We start from the raw sequence: 17,535 nt of genomic DNA, 5'->3' as shown, positions 1-17,535 counted from the left end.
CACCGGAAATAGTCCAACTTACTAATCTCCAATCTCTCGACATTTCTTTTAATCAAATCAGCAGTTTACCACCGGAAATAGGACAACTTACTAATCTCCAATTTCTCGACATTGGTGGTAATCAAATCAGCAGTTTACCACCGGAAATAGTCCAACTTACTAATCTCCAATCTCTCGATTTACGTAATAATCAAATCAGCAGTTTACCACCGGAAATAGGACAACTTACTAATCTCCAATCTCTCGACATTTCTTATAATCAAATCAGCAGTTTACCACGGGAAATAGTCCAACTTACTAATCTCCAATCTCTCGACATTTCTTATAATCAAATCAGCAGTTTACCACGGGAAATAGTCCAACTTACTAATCTCCAATCTCTCGATTTACGTAATAATCCAGTTCCTATTCCCCCAGAAATTTTAGGACCAAAGGAATGGTATGAAAATCCAGGTAATATTCAAGAAATCCTCGACTTCTATTTTCGGGTACAAGATCCACAAGAAACAGAACCTTTATATGAAGCAAAATTATTGATTATTGGTGAAGGAGGTGCGGGTAAAACCTCTCTAGCCAAAAAAATTGAAGATGAAAAATACCAACTTCAATCAGATGAAAAATCAACAGAAGGTATTGATGTCATTCAATGGAAATTCAACCTAGATCATGGTCAAGAATTTCGCGTTAATATTTGGGATTTTGGTGGACAAGAAATCTATCATCAAACCCACCAATTTTTTCTAACTTCCCGTTCTCTTTATGCTTTAGTTGCAGATGATCGTAAAGAAAATACGGATTTTTATTATTGGCTAAAAATTGTTGAATTATTGAGTGATAATAGCCCAGTTCTTATTATTAAAAATGAAAAAGATAAACGTCAATGCGAAGTTAATGAACGCGAATTACGGGGGGAATTTCTGAATCTCAAAGAATTTTTACCAACTAATTTAGCTGACAATAGGGGTTTAACAGAAATTAAAAACAACATTCAGCAATATATTAAGCAACTTCCTCATGTTGGTGAACCTCTACCCAAAATCTGGGTAAGAGTCCGTTTTGCTTTAGAAAATAATCCTCGTAACTATATTAGTTTTACAGAATATCGTGATTTTTGTAAACTCAATAATTTAACAGATAGTCAAGACATGAAGCGCCTAAGTCAGTATTTACATGATCTTGGTGTTTGCTTACATTTCCAAAAAGATCCTATACTAAAACACTATGTTATTCTCAAACCAGAATGGGGAACTACAGCAGTTTATAAAGTGCTAGATAATAAAAATGTGGTTAAAAATTTAGGATGTTTTACCCAAGAAAATCTGGCGGAAATTTGGGAAGATGAAAAATATAAAGATATGAGAGATGAACTGCTACAATTGATGATACGGTTTAAACTATGTTATCCAATTCCCCGACAATATCGACAATATCAATATATTGCACCTCAATTACTCGATATCAACCAACCTGAATACAGATGGAATCCAGATAATAATTTAATTTTACGCTATGAATACGACTTTTTGCCTAAAGGTATTATTACCAGTTTTATTGTGGAAATACACCCTTGGATTGAAGAACAAAAACAAGTTTGGAGAAATGGTGTTATTATCAATAAAGATCAAACTCGCGCTGAAATAATTCAAAACTACAATCAAAAGGAAATTAAAATCCGTTTAGCAGGAAATCGCAAAAAAGACTTACTAACTATCATTACCCATGAACTTGAAAAAATCCATAGTTCTTTTGAACGGTTGCGGTATCAGATTCTTGTTCCTTGTAACTGCAAAAAATGTATAGGAAGTCAGACACCCCATACTTATCAATTAGAATCATTGCGTAAGCGTTTGGGTGCTGGTCGTTATCAAGTTGAGTGTGATCAGAGTTATGAAATGGTTAATGTTCGGAGGTTAATTGATGATGTAAACTTATCAGTTCAAGAATCAAATAGAGAACTGCAAATCCCAGTTTCACCTTTACAAAATGAACTTGACAGGGATAAAGAACGATCATATAATAGTGTAAATATTGTGATTAATAACAAACTAGAATCAGAGAATAATTCCATGTCAGAATCTTATCAATCTAAATATCAACAAACAGGAAATATCCAATTTGTAGACACAGCCCAATCTGGTAGTAATGTAACATTTAATCAAACTAATTACACACCAGAACAAAAACAGAATTTAGCAGACGCAGCAGCAGAAATTCAACAACTACTTAATCAATTATCTAAAACCAACCCCACAGCAACACCCCAAGAAATTACCAACACCATTGAACAGGAAATTAAAAGCAACCCCACGTTAAAAGACAGATTAATAGCTGCACTTAAAGCGGGTGGTTTAGAAGCATTAAAAACAATATTTAATCATCCTGCTTTTACCATTCCTGCGGAAACTATCAAAGGATTTATAGAAGCAGAATAAATTACTCTTTATTCCTCTCTCTGCGGGAGGTAAATTATTTATATTTACGTCCCTGACTCTTTCTCTGTCGTCCTTGGAGGAAAATCATCAACAGTATCAAAATACAATTATCATCAAATCAGGAAAATGAGGAGATAAAATTATTTTTCTAAATAACTCTTTGATTTTAATCTGTAAAATAATGAGTAAATTTAATTATGGATCATAATTTATCTTCCCTACGAGTTCGAGATATTGGTGAACAAGGACTTTTAGAAAAATTACAACATTTTTGTCCACCGGGTATCATTGGTGATGATGGTGCAGTATTAGCCACAGAGTCGAATAAATGTTTAATAGTTACCACTGATATGCTCGTTGAAGGTGTGCATTTTAGTGATGTTACCACCTCTCCTCAGGATGCGGGTTGGCGGGCTGCGGCGGCGAATTTATCCGACTTAGCCGCAATGGGAGCAACTCCTTTAGGAATAACAGTGGGACTAGGTTTACCTGGTGATGTAACCGTAAGTTGGGTTGAACAATTGTATCAAGGCATGACAGAATGCTTATCAAAGTATCATACTAACATAGTTGGTGGTGATATTGTGCGATCGCCCATTACTACTTTAGCAATTACAGTATTTGGTCAAGTTGACCCCAATTTAATCATCCGTCGTGGCACTGCTCAAGTAGGAAATGCTATTGTTATTACAGGTATACATGGAGCGTCCCGTGCGGGCTTAGAATTGCTCTTACATCCCGAAATAGCTCAAAACCTCAAAACCGAAGCCAAGACAGCTTTAATCACCGCTCACCAGCGTCCTAACCCCCGGCTAGATGTCTTACCTATTTTGTGGGAAATTCTAGAGAACCAAAGCAAAACCCAAAATCTAAACTCTCAAATTACTGTTGCTGGTATGGATAGTAGCGACGGTTTAGCAGACGCAATATTACAAATTTGTCGAGCCAGTCAAGTCGGCGCCATTATAGAATCTAGCCAAATACCCTTTTCATGGGCTTTTGCTGAGTGGTTAACATCGGAAAAATCATTAGAATATGCCCTATATGGTGGTGAAGATTTTGAATTAGTCCTGTGTTTACCACCAGAACCAGCATTAACATTAGTACAAAAACTAGGACAAGGTGCAGCCATAATTGGTACAATTACACCAACTTCAACAGTAATTTTACACGATAAACAAGCAGAAATCCCCGATCAGATTTTAAGCTTTAGTCGGGGATTTCAACATTTTGGTTAGTGGTTAGTAGTTAGTGGTTAGTGGTTAGTAGTTAGTGGTTAGTGGTTAGTGGTCAGTGGTTAGTGGTCAGTGGTATTGAAACAAAGAACAACTAACAAAGAACAACTAACAATCAACAACTAACAATCAACAACTGACAAAGAACAACTAACAAAGAACAATTAAACCCACTTTTCAGCCACTAATTCCGCCAAATCAAGAACTCGTTGGCTATAACCCCACTCATTGTCATACCATGCCATAACTTTTACCATGTCATTGCCCATAACAATGGTTAAACTGGCATCAACGATAGAAGATTCATTTGTACCTTGATAGTCAGAAGACACTAATTCCAACTCAGTGTAACCTAAAATGCCTTTGAGAGAACCCTCAGCAGCCTCTTTAAGAGCTTGGTTAACTTCCTCAGCGATAGTGCGCTTCTCAGTTTGCACCACAAAATCCACCATAGAAACGTTAGGAGTTGGTACACGCAAAGCCACACCATTGAGCTTGCCCTTTAATTGAGGAAGTACCAAAGCTACAGCTTTTGCCGCACCAGTAGAAGTAGGAACAATATTGATAGCTGCTGCTCTAGCCCGACGTAAATCACGGTGGGAAGCGTCTAGTAAACGTTGATCACCTGTGTAGCTGTGGGTAGTGGTCATGATACCTTTGATGATACCAAATTTTTCATCCAATACCTTGGCAATGGGAGCTAAACAATTAGTTGTACAACTAGCGTTACTAATGATGTTATGGACATTGTGGTCATAATCTTGATGATTGACACCAACTACAAAAGTACCATCTTCATTTTTGCCAGGAGCGGTAATCAGAACCTTTTTAGCTCCGGCCTTTACGTGCCTCATTGCCCCTTCTTTACTAGTGAAAACACCTGTTGATTCAATAATCAGGTCAATTCCCCAGTCTTTCCAGGGTAAATTATCTGGATTGCGGTCAGATACACATTTAACCTTATTACCATTAATGGTGATAGAATTATCATCAGCACTAATATCTACACCTTCTAACTTGCCCAACATGGAGTCATATCTAAGCAGGTGAGCATTAGTTCTAGGGTCAGATGTGTCATTAATACCGACCAGTTGGATCTGGCTATTTTTTCTGCCCACCAAGCAACGAGCAAAGTTACGTCCAATGCGCCCAAAACCGTTAATTGCAACTCTAATCACAGTGTCTTGCCCTCTGTATTTATGCCTATAAGTTGATGTCGATGACCCTGATCATATCGCAAATGGGGAAGCTATTTATAACGAGAAAGTTCTAAAGCAACAAAAAAATACAGAATTTTATTTATAATCACCAAGAGTCAAGGGGCCAATTACCCATTAGTTAAATAAATATGATTTCTATAAATTAAACAATAATTTCACTACCAGTGTACTATTGTAATCAATTCCAACAAAGGCTTTTGGTAAGTAATGTAAATTGCTATGCCCAAACCTATATCACTTAGTTCGCAAAAAGCCATAACAAAATGTATTTAAATTTACAAAAATTTCTTTCCCGATGTAGCGGATATTTTCAGAATAATCTTATGAGCAGATTAGAAACAGCAGAAATTTTCAATAGGGGGGTAGTCTGGCTCAGAAGACAAAACCAAAATCAAAATAATCAGGGATGAATATTTTGAATGAGATAGTTTGTATTTGTAAAAATCAAAATCCTGGTATGATACAGCGTGTCTCATGTGATTCCGGTGTGGTGTGGTGTAAAAGGTGAATAAAATGAGTAATTCTATAGATTTTAGTGGTAGACCATTTCATTTCATTGGTATTGGTGGGATTGGAATGTCTGCTTTGGCTTATGTTCTAACCAAACGTCAATTACCGATATCAGGTTCAGATTTACGGGCTAACCATATTACGCACAAGTTAGAATCTTTGGGCGCTCATATTTTTAGTAGACAAGAAGCAAATAATTTGGAATTTTTTCTGCCTAAAATATCCGCTGATCATGTACTTTTAACTTCTCCAGAAAAGTTGTCCGCTTTAAACACTATTTTACCACAAGTTGTTTGTTCCACCGCCATTAATGCGAATAATTTGGAATATAAAGCCGCACTGGAGTTAGGTTGCCCAATTTGGCATCGTTCTGATGTTCTTGCAGCCTTAATTGCTGATTATTACAGTATTGCTGTGGCAGGAACTCATGGCAAAACTACCACTAGTAGTATGATTGGTTATATGCTGTTGCAAGCTGGACTTGATCCGACAATTTTGGTCGGTGGTGAAGTTAAGGCTTGGGAAGGTAATGCTAGAATGGGAGCAAGCCGTTATTTAGTAGCAGAGGCGGATGAGTCCGATGGTTCTCTGGTGAAACACGCCCCAGAGATTGGTATTATTACTAATATTGAATTAGATCATCCTGACCACTACGAGTCATTGGAAGAGGTAATTGATACCTTCCAGACCTTTGCTCAAGGTTGCAAAACCTTGGTAGGAAGTATTGATTGTCACACAGTGCGCGATCGCTTTAAACCAACCATTAGTTATAGTCTTTACCCGGAAAAAGGTGCTGATTACACCGTTACCAATATAGATTATCGTGCTGATGGTACGACGGCTTTGGTGTGGGAAAAAGGCAAAGCTTTGGGGTTATTAAATTTACAGTTACTGAGTCATCACAACCTCAGCAATTCTCTGGCCGCAGTAGCTGTGGGTAGAGCTTTAGGTTTAGAATTTGGGGAAATTGCCCACGGTATTGCTACCTTTGAAGGTGCAAGACGACGGTTTGAGTTCCGGGGTGAGGCTGCTGGGGTAACTTTTATTGATGACTATGCCCATCATCCTAGTGAAATTCGTGCTACTCTAGCCGCAGCCCGTCTTCAAGCTAGACCGGGACAAAGGGTGGTTGCTATTTTCCAACCCCATCGTTATACCCGGACATTAACTTTTTTAGAGGAGTTTGCTGAGTCCTTTACCCATGCTGATTTAGTCGTGCTAACGGATATTTACAGTGCGGGTGAACCTGATTTAGGACAAGTGAGTGGACAGGATTTAGCTACTGCAATTAGTAAACATAATCCTGAAGTAGTTTATCAACCAACTTTATCTTTGGTTAGTGAGTTTTTACTGCAAACCTTATGTCCGGGGGATTTGGCATTGTTTTTAGGTGCGGGTAACTTGAATCAAGCTATTCCCGAACTCATTACTATGATGAGTGAACCAGCAATTGCTACATCTTAGGTTCAGAATTTCCCTCTAGCAGTGTTTTTCCTAAGTTCACTGCTATATCAAACTTATACGGCAATGTAGTGCCGAGTCACTGAGTCAGAAGTAAAACCCTTTTATGGGCTGAGTTTTATGATTAATTGATGTCCTTACTACCTTGTCCGTTGCTATAAATAACAAATGTCAAAAATTCACTAAAAAATTCACTAATTGAAGTAAAGATGATAACTTCCCAGGGATTTGGCAAAATCTGCGAATTTTCTGATTTGACTCCACAACTGCAAATTAAAAATGATGTGGATAATCAATTAATTTATTTACCAGGCACAAATTGTCCTCTCAAAACCCATATTTCTTTGTCAGCGTTTACTTCTTATCGCGTTGGTGGAGAGGCGGATTATTATGTTTCTCCCCAGAATTTAGGAGCTTTACAAGCAAGTATTGAGTACGCAAAAGAAAATGATTTAGCAATCACAATTTTAGGTGCAGGTTCTAATTTGTTGGTGAGCGATCGTGGTATACGTGGTTTAGTTATTGCTACTCGTCATCTCCGTTATAAACATTTTGAGCCAGCTACAGGTCAATTAACCGTATCTGCTGGAGAAGCTATTCCTACTTTAGCATGGGATGCAGCCGCTTTGGGATGGGAAGGATTAGAATGGGCTGTGGGTATTCCTGGAACTGTTGGAGGTGCGGTGGTAATGAATGCTGGGGCGCATAATAGCTGTATCGCAGATATGTTAGTTAGAGCCCAAGTTCTTTCCCCTGATGGAACTTTAACAACTCTCACCCCAGAGGAATTAGGCTACACATACCGGAGTTCACTGCTACAAGGTGGTAAGCGGATTGTCACTCAAGCCACCTTCCAACTGCAACCAGGAGCAGATCCTATGCAGGTGATAGATAGAACTAAGGAACATAAAAAACACCGACTTAGCACTCAACCTTATAGCTATCCTAGTTGTGGTAGTGTGTTTAGAAATCCTCAACCTTATACTGCTGGTTGGTTAATTGAACAAACTGGACTCAAGGGTTATCAATTGGGAGGAGCGCAAGTTGCCCAACTCCATGCTAATTTTATTGTCAATCGAGGAGGAGCTAAGGCCAGTGATATTTTCTCTCTGATTCGTCATATTCAAAATGAGGTACAAGAACACTGGTCAATTTGGTTAGAACCAGAGGTGAAAATGTTGGGAGAGTTTCCAGTATTTTGCTAAATAGAAGGGATAATAGGCAATAGTCCAGGGTTTATTAGTTATCCAATAACTCATAACCAATGACTAATGATTAATGACTCATCGCATCTATAATTGAATTTGATTTGTAAGTAATCGTACGGCGGATAACCAGTTATGGCAGAAAAAGGACAGGGATTTGGCTTTGGCTTAGGTAAAATGAAAGAACTAGCCGAAGCTTTTAAAAAAGCGCAACAAGTTCAAGAAGGTGCAAAGCGTCTTCAGGAAGAATTAGAGCAAATGGAGATTCTGGGAGAGTCTGGTGGTGGTCTAATTAAAGTTGTGGTTACTGGCAACCAAGAACCCAAACGAGTAGAAATTGATCCATCTGCTTTAGCCGAAGGTGCAGAAGTGCTTTCTGATTTGGTGGCGGCGGCCATGAAAGATGCCTATAAAAAGTCTACCGAAACCATGCGGGAACGGATGGAAGATCTCACCAGCGGACTGGAATTACCTGGAATGTAGTCATTAGTTGGTGGTCAGTGGTCAGTGCTATAAAATAACTGACAACTGACACAAAAATCAAAATATATGACTTATAAGTTACTGTTTGTATGCCTTGGTAATATTTGCCGGTCGCCGTCGGCTGAAAATATTATGAATTATCTGATTGACCAAGAGGGGTTAAGGAATACAATTCTTTGCGATTCTGCTGGTACTGGTGGTTATCATACTGGTGCTCCACCGGATAGACGCATGAGCGCGGCGGCGGAAAATAAGTTAGGATTTAAACTCAGTGGAAAAGCTCGTCAATTTCAAGTCTCGGATTTTCAGCAGTTTGATTTGATTTTGGCCATGGACCGCGATAATTATGATGATATCCTAGCTGTTGACCCTTCTGGGCAATATCATTCTAAGGTGAGGTTAATGTGTGATTTTTGCTCTACACACACTCTCAAGGAAGTTCCAGACCCCTATTATGGTGGAGTTGAGGGCTTTAATCATGTCATTGATTTATTGATGGATGCTTGTCAAGGTTTGCTGAAACATATCAAAGATAAGTAATTAAAAATACTATCATCAATACCTTGTCCAAGAAAGTAGGAAATGGACAACGTATTGCTCATATCCCTGACTTCTTTAAGAAGTTGGGGTTCTAATTAATAATTAATTCATCTAATTTCATCTGTCAGTAATGCGGTAGGTTAGACTAAATAAGAGTGAATCTAAACACCTCAAGGTGATTAAAGCCGCTATGCAAAGTACAGAAATAAATCTACAATTGCGCTTGTGGACTGTGGAAGAATATCACCGCATGAATGAAGCGGGTATTTTTGCACCAAATGAACGGGTAGAACTGTTAGAAGGAAAGATACTTTGTAAAAGTGCAAAATCAACAGCGCACCGTTCAGCAACGGGAAGAATAAACTATGTACTAAAAAAAAAGATTGGAAAATCGTGCTTGGGTATCTAGTCAAGAACCTGTAAAGTTAAATGAACGGTCTGAACCAGAACCGGATATTTCCGTTGTGAAAATTCATCCTTTAGACTATGCAGATCATCATCCTACACCATCGGAAGTTTATTTAATTATTGAAGTTGCCGATAGTAGTTTAAAATTAGATTGTGAAACTAAAGCTCAAGCTTATTCTTTAGCAGGAATTAAAGATTATTGGGTGTTAGATGTGGTGAAACGGGAATTACACATTTTTAGAAACCCGACTGAAAACGGTTATGAAAGTCAGGTAATTATTATGCAAAGTGAAACGGTTTCACCTTTAGAGTTTCCTGATTTGCAAATTCGTTTATCTGATATGTTACCACCTTGTTAAACTGTGGTTATTGGTGAGATTTAAAATTTAGTTGCAAGTGAATCAAAATACATTGGAGAATTAGTTAAATGCTAAAAGAACTTCATTTAAGGTCTGTAGGACCATCTCCTCAATTTGATGTTGAATTTGCTGATAGAGTCAACATTTTTACAGGGGATAATGGATTAGGTAAAAGTTTCTTACTAGATGTTACTTGGTGGGTACTTACTGGAAACTGGGTAGAACAACCCGTTTATCCGCAAAGAAATACAGAAAAACCTCCAGAAATTATCTCCCAAATTATCATTCTAGATGATGATGAAGGAAAAAATTATTCCTTTAAATTTAATTTTTCTAAACAAAAATGGCAAGATTTAAGAGTTCCCTTTCATAGTGTTCCCTTATTAAAAGGAATAATTATTTTTGTTCGCGTTGATGGAAGTTTCTCTATTTTTGATCCTGCTCGCAACAATGAAGATGCCTATAATTTTACCCCCGATACACTTTGGAATGGGTTAAAATTAAAAGGAAAAGTTATTTGTAACGGTCTGATTCAAGATTGGGTAACATGGCAAAATCAACCCCAAAAAACGCCATTTCAACTTTTATCTGATGTAATTAAACAACTTGCACCTCATCCTGATGAATGGATAGAAATAGGAGAACCAACGCGAGTATCTGTTGATGATGTGCGTGATATTCCGACAATTAATCTTCCTTATGGTAATATTCCCATTACCCAAGCATCAGCAGGAATGAAGCGGATTTTGGGACTTGCTTATTTATTAGTATGGACTTGGTATGAACACCAAAAGGCTTCTGAATTAAAGCAGCAAGAACCAATGAATCAAATAGTTTTATTAATAGATGAAATTGAGTCTCATCTCCATCCTCGCTGGCAAAGAGCGATTTTACCGTCTATTTTATCAGTAGTCAATCAGTTAAAATCAGATATCACAATACAAGCTTTAGTTACTACTCATTCTCCCCTTATTTTAGCTTCGTTAGAACCAATATTTGATGAAGAACAAGATAAATTATTTCTATTTGAACTACAAGGAAAAGACGTTGAACTAAATGAAATGTCCTGGACTAAACAGGGAGATACTGTAGGATGGTTAACATCAGAAATATTTGGACTAAAACAAGCACGTTCCCAAGAATCAGAAACCGCAATTGAAGCAGCAGAAGCGTGGATGCGTAATGATGATATGAATACTTTTCCTGAACATTTGAGAACACGATCACAAATTCATCAGGAATTGCAAAGACTTTTACCGGGACATGATCCATTTTGGCCACGTTGGATAGTTACAGCAGAAAGAAGAAATCAAAAATCATCAGACTCATAGTAAATATGTTAAAGTTCATTCCTCCACCAGAACCAGAAAATTTTGATGCAAAAGCACGACAACCAGGTAATAATTGGTTAGAAAAAAATCCAGATAAAAAAAGACCAAAAGATTATTGGTCAAATTTTAAAAGTGATTTAGCTGATGGTTTTGGTAATCTTTGTGGTTATACTATTATGTATGAACCTGTTGGCACTGTAGACCATTTCCTATCTTGTGAAAATCATCGTGATTTGGCTTATGAATGGAGTAATTACCGTTTTGCTTCTGGTTGGATTAATAGTAGTAAACGTACTCTTGATAACCAGATTCTTGACCCATTTGAAGTTGAAGATGATTGGTTTGAAATTTTGTTACCTTCCCTACAATTAGTAATAACTGATGCAGTACCAGAAGAGAAACGCCAAAAGGCTGAATTTACTTTACAAAGATTACCTTTACAGGATGATGAAAGAGTTCTTCGTCAGCGTCGAGAATGGTATAAGTTGTATATTGATGGTGATCTTACCCTAACAGGATTAGAAAAGAAAGCTCCTTTGATTGCTCGTGCAATTAGAAAACAACAAGCTAATTCTCCCTTAGAGAATGTTTGAAAAATCATGAAAATGTTGGGTTTCCTTGCGTCAAACCAACCTACATAAATTAGTTTAAATTAAATCATTAATAGAAAATTGTCGCTGTTTTTCCAAGTCGTGTAAATGGATTTTTTCTATATACATAGCTTCAGCATAATATTTATCTTTTTCTGGTTCAGTTTCCGGATCTATTTTCTCCCATTGTTCCATAAAATAACGATAGCGTTTTTCTCTAAATACTCTCTCCATACAAGCTAATGCTGCTTGAATAACGTGGGGAGTTCGCAATATTTCTGTTTTATTTTTTTCATTAAGATGAAATATATGGGAAACTATGTCTAATTCTTCCCCTAATTCTAAATATCTATTTTGCACACTAGAAATTAAATCTATTTCATCAATTGTAAATTCTGCCATTTGTTGCCACAAAAAACGATGATGAGAAAGACTAAATTCTAAATTACGGGCTTCTAAATCTTCAATAATTATTTGTCTCTGCTCGAAAGAATGAAGATATATTATTAATAATAATGCCTCGGCTCGTTCTAGTAGACTTCGCTCAGTTGTTACTAAAGATAGCTTTGGGGTTTTAGGTTGTGGGTTAGTTGTGCGCGGACTCAGGGACTTTACACTACTAGGTTTAATTTGAGTTAGGAGATTTTCAACTCTTAAAGGTTTAAGTCTACTATCTCCTAAACTCAATATTTCTGCACAGTAGGAAACATAATAATTAAGTGTATCACTATTAACGATATTTTGTAATAGTTTAACGATTTGTTGGGTGACTTGTTGAAAATCGGTAGCTTGTTTTAAATCTCGATTTTTAATAATATTTTGAATTTGCCAATCTAGCCAAAGTGGCGCATTTGTTAATAGTTGTTGATAATCATCTGAAGTATGACCATGTAAATATTCATCAGCATCTTTACCATTAGGTAAATTAAGAATTTTTAATTGTACTTCTCCTGTATAAGCTAAATTAGCAATCTCACCAATTGCTTTTTCTGTAGCATTTATTCCGGCTTTATCTGCATCAAAATTGAGGATTAATTGTTTGGATTCTGTATAACGTAATAAGAGCCGTACTTGTTCTATACTTAAAGCTGTACCCAAAGAAGCAACAACATTATTAATGCCGGCTGCATGGAGAGAAATTGCATCAAAATATCCCTCAACAACTACCGCTTGATCAACTTTAGAAATACCCTCTTTAGCTTCATCTAAAGCAAATAATATTTTCCCTTTACTAAATAATTCTGTTTCTGGAGAATTGAGATATTTCGGTTGTTCATCTGTTAAAGTTCTGCCCCCAAAAGCAATTACTCTACCTTGAATATCACGAATGGGAATCATTAACCTATCACGAAATACATCATAATATCCCCCCCCTTCTTTCCGGGGTTTAATTAATCCTGCTTGTTCTAATAATTGCACCGGATAATGTTTACTTTCCACCAAATAACGGTAAAGAGTTTCCCAACCAGCAGGAGCATAACCTAAACCAAATTGTTGAATAGTTCCTTGTTGAAATTGACGAATTTTTTCTAAATATTCTAATGCCTTTTGTCCTTGAGATTGCCTTAAAGTGTGTTGATAAAATTGAGCAGCAGCAGCAAGAACAGTATATAATTGGTCACGTAAAGATATCTGCCGTTGTAATTCTTGTCTTTGTTCAGGTTCTAAAGTTTTAATTGGGACTTGATAACGTTTTGCTAAATCTAGCACCACATCTGCAAATTGGCGTTTTCCCAAATCCATCACAAATTTAATTGCATTACCCGCAGCTTGACAGCCAAAACAATAATACATTTGCTTATTGGGACTGACAGTAAAACTGGGGCTTTTTTCATTATGAAAAGGACATAAGCCGACAAAATCTTTACCCCGTTTTCGCAACACTACATACTCCGAGACTACATCAACAATATCAGCCCGGATTTTAACTTCTTCAATAGTGTCTGGATGTAAACGAGGGATTTGCATGAGGAACTAACGATTATAACTAACATCCATTATATAGCATGAGTTAGGAATCACCCATTAAGGGTTTAGCACTACTAAACCCCCACATCTATTCTATATTACATATCAGATGCACCAGTAGCAATTAAACGTCTAAATAAGGCTGCTGACCAACCAGTTTCTTTAAGTACCGCAGCCGAAGAAACTTCTACATAGGCTTGTTCAATAAAAGCTAAATCAATCATACAAATTTTGGCCAAGGCATCTTTTAATTCATCTGATTTACCATCAGCTTTGAGTTTTTTACCGACCTTATCAACAACAACAGCCATTGCCGGAACTACGTGCTGAGGAGCAATACCAATTTTTACATGAACTAAGCCAATATGCCAACGACATTTGGCATATTCATCACCCCAATTATCTATACCTGTGAACATCTGATTAAACCAATCAATAAAAGTTGCGTGTAACCGATGAACCCGTCCCTCAGTGGCATTTAAAATGGCATTCATTTCTTCATCACGTCCCAGGTAAGCATAAAAATGATTTGCCATTTCTTCGGCAACTGCCTGTCCCCAATCTGTATTGGCTTGCATTACAGATTTATCTTCAGAAGTCAGACCAATCCGGGTTTCCATTGTGGTCAAAAAAGCGCGAGGTTCAATAGCCATGATCAATCCTTAAAAATAGTTAAGTGGGGATTTAATTAATTGATTAATTAACTTTTATTGATACTCTATAAAAGATAGAGTATGAAAATTTCTGAAAATTTGGTATTACTCAAAAGGGGTGAATTCAAATACATCATAAGCACCACCTCTGAGGACTGATTCAGTATGGATTCCTCTGAACCGTTTACCAATTAGTTGTTCAACAGCACCCCAAACAGCACCCATAGTAAAAGTGCATTTACGGGGTGAATTTAGTGGTTCACCAGCAGAACAAAAGGTTTCAGAAGTATAGACTTTAATAATTTCTCCTTCTGCCACAATTTTATCAACAATACATAAACAAGTTCCTTCTTTACCTAAAGCCTTTTTTAACTTATCTGCTGCATCATCTAATGAAATTGAACCTGCTGTTAAACCTAATTCTTCAGCTAATTTTCTGCCCCTAGCACGACCGGCTGTAGTCAGGGCAATAGCTGTGGCTTTTTCTCCTAAAGCTTCTTCCATGCCTACAATAGCAGCTTTAAAACAGATAATACTATTAAAATTTCCTAATTCTTTGCGTAAAACTGACATAACTTAAATTCTCAGGTGGGGGATTCTATACATTGATAATTGGGGATTTAGTTTCCTTTTATTGATACTTTGTAAACATAAAGTAGGAAAATTTTTCAAAATTAAGATAGTATCAGTGCCAGTATAATTAAGTAGTTTTACTCCGCAAAAAACCTACTAAATTTTTCAGAAATGATTGACTAACCGCTGGCTTATGAGCCGATTCTGGAACAGATTCAACTAAAGGTATTTTGTAAGTATCAACATCTTCCATCATGGGGATAGAAGTAGCTGTAACCATAAAATGTTCTTCGGCTAAACCAATGACAATGAGACGGAAAGCTATTTGCAATACTATCTCTACAGTGAGATTAAGTTGATTGGCAATTTTTGCCAGAGGAACTTCACCATTGGCAAATTCCCATACTTGCCATTCTTGAGCATTTAACTGTAATTTAGGCTGTTTTGCACTTAATCCTGATAAACCAGAAGTAGGATCTGGTAGTTTCTCTGCTAAAGCATTCCAGTCTCGCAAGGCTCGTAAACCAATTAATATAACTTCAGTAGCGGACATACTTAAACCTGTCATTTCTCCCAATGGTAATACTACGATTGGTTCAAATTTAAAACTACCATCTTTAATTTGAAATAAAGCACAAACAGGACGGAGGACTTGAGAATTAAACAACAGTTTTAGTTGTTCTGGTTGTATTAAATTTTGGGATTTTAGACATAGTCCCAAAGGTGAATTAATAAAACAAGCAGAAATATGAGTAACCCTAGAAATTACCCGTTCACTTATCCATCCTCGTTGAGCAATCATCAAAGTTAAACCTTGTTGGTCTAAACGGTCAGATGCAGCTACAACCCGTCCTTGATGTAGCCAAATATAATAAGTTGGTTGAGCATTAGTTTGATTTTTATCAGATGATAATTCAACGTGAAGTACACCTGTCTTTTTGCCTTGGTCTAAAAATTGCAGCAGTTCTGGCAAAGAAAAATCTGCAAAGTTACCAGTAATAGACATAATCGCCCTCCTTATTCCTCAGAAAACTATAAAAATCTAGAATCCCAATATGCAGTTTGAAAAAAGCTTTTAGTTTTCAACTACGCAACTTTCCATTAAGTGTTGGACTAAATGAATTACCGCTTCAGCTACTGAGTCTCTTTCATTGGCATTAACCTTAATTAAAGGAGGTCGATTTTGTTTATCTACATAACCAATTGCTAAACATATATCTTCCTCTGTCCAAGCTCCGGGACAATCTGTATGAGTGATACCGATAATCATAGGCACACTTACTCGCGCTTGCATAAAATTGATAATATTTCGTGCTTGGCGAAATTCTCTCGGTCTATGGGCTGCTACGAGGACAATATAAGCATGGGCTTTATGAATAAGAAGATCCCACATAAAGTCAAAGCGAGTTTGACCAGGTGTTCCGTAAAGGTGCAATGCCATATCTGGACCAAATTGCAATCTACCAAAGTCAAAGGCCACAGTGGTTTTTTTCTTCAGCAATGCTGTTTCATCAGTTGCACGGGTATCTGTATCTACAACTTCAATCTCACTCACAGCACGGATAAAGGTAGATTTACCTGCTCCTACAGTTCCTGTGACAATCAAGCGCATAACTTCCATCTTCCATCCACTCCGATACAAAAATGCTCAAGATTGCGTTACCCCGGCAACGTCGGCGCTCTCCAGTCCACAGCTTGACACGAACGAACACATCAAATTAAGTAAAAAATTCCCTAGAATGAGCGGTATTTACTTATGAGGTATTATAATTTACTGCACAATTAGCTTTAATTCTGTGAGAACTCGCTTGATTTCTAGCATTAGTAATCCTTGTTTGGCACTTTCACTAGCTAAAACCAGAAGAACAGCATCTTGACCACAACCAGTTAAGATACCAAAACCTTTATTCCCTTCTACAAAAATCCGGTCAATAGTTCCTCTGGCTAATTCCATGCCAATTCTCTCCCCCAAAGATAACATAGACGCTGACATCGCCGATACTCTTTCTTCATCCATTCCTCCAGGTAAACTGGCCGCTAAAGGTAGACCGTCGGGAGTAACAAGTGCCGCTCCCTGTACATCAGTAGTACCACTGACAAAATTTTGTAAAACCATGCCGAGCTTTTCTGCATTGATAGCCATAATGATTATTCTCCGTTGTTTTGAATTGGAAATTGGGTATAAAAATCAAGCAAATGTTGAATATTTTCCCATAATATTCAAACATAAGACTTATTTCTTATACTTAGCAAGCTTTATGAGATTTTTTTTTGAGATTTAGCTTATAGCATTTCCTTGTTTAATGAAGTACAAAATTATCTGTGTTCATCTGCGTTTATCTGCGTTTAATTCTAACTTCTTAATACATCAATTGCATGAAAATTGCTATATATTGTTATTTTAATAGACTTGGCATACTGAACCCTCCACTTAGTTTTAATCACTCTAATTACTAAGAAGTTAGAAATGTCTGAACCACTAGAAAAGAATTATCTTTATATACAATGTTTCCAATTCATGTTTATAAAATGATGGAACTGTGTAAATAGATGCTGGTTTTTTAGTG

17 protein-coding genes are annotated in these 17,535 nt (G+C 37.0%); 10 read left to right on the top strand and 7 right to left on the bottom strand.

The window, feature by feature from the left end; genetic code table 11:
- On the top strand, positions 1-2,432 hold a 2,432-nt coding region (locus H6G44_RS17285; protein WP_190595380.1), incomplete at its 5' end, for a COR domain-containing protein.
- A 197-nt stretch (positions 2,433-2,629) separates the two neighbouring features.
- Positions 2,630-3,670, top strand: a complete 1,041-nt coding sequence (thiL, locus tag H6G44_RS17280) for a thiamine-phosphate kinase (RefSeq protein ID WP_190387764.1) — start codon at positions 2,630-2,632, stop codon at positions 3,668-3,670.
- Between the two features lie 161 nt (positions 3,671-3,831).
- On the opposite strand, the gene H6G44_RS17275 is transcribed toward thiL, so the two are convergent.
- Complete coding sequence (locus tag H6G44_RS17275; RefSeq protein WP_190387763.1) at positions 3,832-4,845, bottom strand: type I glyceraldehyde-3-phosphate dehydrogenase; 1,014 nt, start codon at positions 4,843-4,845, stop codon at positions 3,832-3,834.
- Positions 4,846-5,400: 555 nt separating this feature from the next.
- Here H6G44_RS17275 and murC point away from each other — a divergent pair.
- The 8 genes from murC (at position 5,401) to H6G44_RS17240 (ending at position 11,777) form a co-directional block, all read left to right on the top strand.
- Complete coding sequence (gene murC, locus H6G44_RS17270) at positions 5,401-6,861, top strand: UDP-N-acetylmuramate--L-alanine ligase (RefSeq protein WP_190387762.1); 1,461 nt, start codon at positions 5,401-5,403, stop codon at positions 6,859-6,861.
- A 206-nt stretch (positions 6,862-7,067) separates the two neighbouring features.
- Positions 7,068-8,063 carry a UDP-N-acetylmuramate dehydrogenase gene (murB, locus tag H6G44_RS17265; protein ID WP_190387761.1) on the top strand — a complete coding sequence of 332 codons (996 nt, stop codon included), beginning with the start codon at positions 7,068-7,070 and terminating at the stop codon, positions 8,061-8,063.
- Between the two features lie 135 nt (positions 8,064-8,198).
- Positions 8,199-8,546: a YbaB/EbfC family nucleoid-associated protein gene (locus H6G44_RS17260; protein ID WP_190387760.1), complete on the top strand. Its 348-nt coding sequence runs from the start codon at positions 8,199-8,201 to the stop codon at positions 8,544-8,546.
- A gap of 66 nt (positions 8,547-8,612) precedes the next feature.
- Positions 8,613-9,086: a low molecular weight protein-tyrosine-phosphatase gene (locus tag H6G44_RS17255; protein WP_190387759.1), complete on the top strand. Its 474-nt coding sequence runs from the start codon at positions 8,613-8,615 to the stop codon at positions 9,084-9,086.
- 190 nt (positions 9,087-9,276) lie between these two features.
- On the top strand, positions 9,277-9,495 hold the full coding sequence (locus H6G44_RS20415) for a hypothetical protein (protein WP_242046782.1): 219 nt from the start codon (positions 9,277-9,279) through the stop codon (positions 9,493-9,495).
- A complete protein-coding gene (locus H6G44_RS17250) occupies positions 9,470-9,853 on the top strand; it encodes a Uma2 family endonuclease (protein WP_242046781.1) in 384 nt (127 codons plus the stop codon). The genes H6G44_RS20415 and H6G44_RS17250 overlap by 26 nt, the downstream gene beginning before the upstream one ends.
- 68 nt (positions 9,854-9,921) lie before the next feature.
- Positions 9,922-11,184, top strand: a complete 1,263-nt coding sequence (locus H6G44_RS17245; protein ID WP_190387757.1) for an AAA family ATPase — start codon at positions 9,922-9,924, stop codon at positions 11,182-11,184.
- A 5-nt stretch (positions 11,185-11,189) separates the two neighbouring features.
- The gene (locus H6G44_RS17240) at positions 11,190-11,777 is read left to right on the top strand and encodes a hypothetical protein (protein ID WP_190387756.1); all 588 of its coding nucleotides are present in this window, start codon (positions 11,190-11,192) and stop codon (positions 11,775-11,777) included.
- A 54-nt stretch (positions 11,778-11,831) separates the two neighbouring features.
- On the opposite strand, the gene dnaG is transcribed toward H6G44_RS17240, so the two are convergent.
- From dnaG to H6G44_RS17210, 6 genes are all read right to left on the bottom strand, one after another.
- Positions 11,832-13,742 (bottom strand): DNA primase, encoded by a 1,911-nt coding sequence (gene dnaG / locus H6G44_RS17235; protein ID WP_190387755.1) that lies wholly within the window; start codon positions 13,740-13,742, stop codon positions 11,832-11,834.
- Positions 13,743-13,840: 98 nt separating this feature from the next.
- On the bottom strand, positions 13,841-14,395 hold the full coding sequence (locus tag H6G44_RS17230) for a protoglobin domain-containing protein (RefSeq protein WP_190387754.1): 555 nt from the start codon (positions 14,393-14,395) through the stop codon (positions 13,841-13,843).
- A gap of 105 nt (positions 14,396-14,500) precedes the next feature.
- Positions 14,501-14,968, bottom strand: a complete 468-nt coding sequence (locus H6G44_RS17225) for a hydrocarbon-binding protein (protein WP_190387753.1) — start codon at positions 14,966-14,968, stop codon at positions 14,501-14,503.
- 127 nt (positions 14,969-15,095) lie between these two features.
- Positions 15,096-15,974, bottom strand: a complete 879-nt coding sequence (locus H6G44_RS17220; RefSeq protein WP_190387752.1) for a DUF4388 domain-containing protein — start codon at positions 15,972-15,974, stop codon at positions 15,096-15,098.
- Positions 15,975-16,043: 69 nt separating this feature from the next.
- Positions 16,044-16,589, bottom strand: a complete 546-nt coding sequence (locus H6G44_RS17215; RefSeq protein ID WP_190387751.1) for a GTP-binding protein — start codon at positions 16,587-16,589, stop codon at positions 16,044-16,046.
- A 150-nt stretch (positions 16,590-16,739) separates the two neighbouring features.
- Positions 16,740-17,111 carry a roadblock/LC7 domain-containing protein gene (locus H6G44_RS17210; RefSeq protein ID WP_190387750.1) on the bottom strand — a complete coding sequence of 124 codons (372 nt, stop codon included), beginning with the start codon at positions 17,109-17,111 and terminating at the stop codon, positions 16,740-16,742.
- Between the last annotated feature and the right edge of the window lie 424 nt (positions 17,112-17,535).

This window comes from Aphanizomenon flos-aquae FACHB-1287 (assembly GCF_014698755.1).
GTDB lineage: Bacteria > Cyanobacteriota > Cyanobacteriia > Cyanobacteriales > Nostocaceae > Dolichospermum > Dolichospermum flosaquae.
The sequence above is the reverse complement of the archived record's forward strand: the minus strand, read 5'-3'. Positions and strand labels throughout refer to the sequence as shown.

What these genes read in the sequence shown, in the direction of transcription:
- murB (WP_190387761.1), top strand. Translation starts at nt 7,068, where the DNA reads ATGATAACTTCCCAGGGATTTGGCAAAATCTGCGAATTTTCTGATTTG.
- dnaG (WP_190387755.1), bottom strand. Translation starts at nt 13,742, where the DNA reads ATGCAAATCCCTCGTTTACATCCAGACACTATTGAAGAAGTTAAAATC.
- H6G44_RS17225 (WP_190387753.1), bottom strand. Translation starts at nt 14,968, where the DNA reads ATGTCAGTTTTACGCAAAGAATTAGGAAATTTTAATAGTATTATCTGT.
- H6G44_RS17245 (WP_190387757.1), top strand. Translation starts at nt 9,922, where the DNA reads ATGCTAAAAGAACTTCATTTAAGGTCTGTAGGACCATCTCCTCAATTT.
- H6G44_RS17215 (WP_190387751.1), bottom strand. Translation starts at nt 16,589, where the DNA reads ATGGAAGTTATGCGCTTGATTGTCACAGGAACTGTAGGAGCAGGTAAA.
- H6G44_RS17220 (WP_190387752.1), bottom strand. Translation starts at nt 15,974, where the DNA reads ATGTCTATTACTGGTAACTTTGCAGATTTTTCTTTGCCAGAACTGCTG.
- H6G44_RS17255 (WP_190387759.1), top strand. Translation starts at nt 8,613, where the DNA reads ATGACTTATAAGTTACTGTTTGTATGCCTTGGTAATATTTGCCGGTCG.
- H6G44_RS17230 (WP_190387754.1), bottom strand. Translation starts at nt 14,395, where the DNA reads ATGGCTATTGAACCTCGCGCTTTTTTGACCACAATGGAAACCCGGATT.
- H6G44_RS17240 (WP_190387756.1), top strand. Translation starts at nt 11,190, where the DNA reads ATGTTAAAGTTCATTCCTCCACCAGAACCAGAAAATTTTGATGCAAAA.
- H6G44_RS17210 (WP_190387750.1), bottom strand. Translation starts at nt 17,111, where the DNA reads ATGGCTATCAATGCAGAAAAGCTCGGCATGGTTTTACAAAATTTTGTC.
- murC (WP_190387762.1), top strand. Translation starts at nt 5,401, where the DNA reads ATGAGTAATTCTATAGATTTTAGTGGTAGACCATTTCATTTCATTGGT.
- H6G44_RS20415 (WP_242046782.1), top strand. Translation starts at nt 9,277, where the DNA reads ATGCAAAGTACAGAAATAAATCTACAATTGCGCTTGTGGACTGTGGAA.
- thiL (WP_190387764.1), top strand. Translation starts at nt 2,630, where the DNA reads ATGGATCATAATTTATCTTCCCTACGAGTTCGAGATATTGGTGAACAA.
- H6G44_RS17260 (WP_190387760.1), top strand. Translation starts at nt 8,199, where the DNA reads ATGGCAGAAAAAGGACAGGGATTTGGCTTTGGCTTAGGTAAAATGAAA.